The following is an 808-nucleotide window of genomic DNA, read 5'->3' as shown; positions in this document are numbered from 1 at the left end:
GGAAGGACGTCAACGTCGCTCGTTTACCGATGACTACAAGCGGCAAGCGGTTGATCTCGTAGCGTCTAGCGGTCGCTCGATCGGCTCGGTTGCCAAGGAACTTGGCTTGCGTGATTCCGTGCTACGGCGGTGGGTGGAGCAGCGAGGGGCCCGGCTGGAGCCGACGGCGGCGGCGCGGCGCCCCACAACGCAGGCGACGCTGCCGTCGGCGGACCACGCGGCGGAGATCGCTCGTCTACAGCGCGAGAACGACCGGCTGCGCATGGAGCGCGATATTTTAAAAAAGTCCATTGCGATCTTTGCTGGAGTTCAGAAATGAGATTTCGCTTCATCGAAGATCGCCGCGCCGACTATCCAGTGACGATCATGTGCGACGTGCTTGGCGTCTCGCCTGCTGGCTATTACGCCTGGCGAGCGCGCCCTGAGAGCCAGCGGGCCATTGCCAACCGTGAGCTCGTCGACGACATCAAGCGGGTTCATCGCGACACAAACGGCCGCTACGGCAGCCCGCGCATCCATGCCGAGTTGAGAGAAGGCCGTGGAGCGAGCCGTGGTCGCATCGAGCGGTTGATGCGTTGTCACGGTATCAGAGCCATCATGGCGAGGCCGCGACGGGTGCGCACCACCGACAGCCGTCACGATTTCCCGATCGCGCCGAACTTGCTCGAGCGCAACTTCGTCGCCGCCGCGCCGAACCACATCTGGCTCGCCGACATCACCTATGTCCAGACTGATCAGGGCTGGCTCTATCTGGCCACGGTCATGGACCTCTACAGCCGCAAGATCGTCGGCTGGGCGATGGCGGATC

General features: G+C 63.4%; 1 pseudogene. It reads left to right on the top strand.

Going from position 1 to position 808, the window contains the following annotated elements:
* A pseudogene (locus IVA80_RS20705) lies at positions 1-808 on the top strand (IS3 family transposase); the annotation flags it as partial.

This window comes from Bradyrhizobium sp. 139 (assembly GCF_023074175.1).
In the GTDB taxonomy this organism is placed as follows: Bacteria; Pseudomonadota; Alphaproteobacteria; order Rhizobiales; family Xanthobacteraceae; genus Bradyrhizobium.
This window is presented reverse-complemented; position numbering and strand designations above follow the sequence as displayed.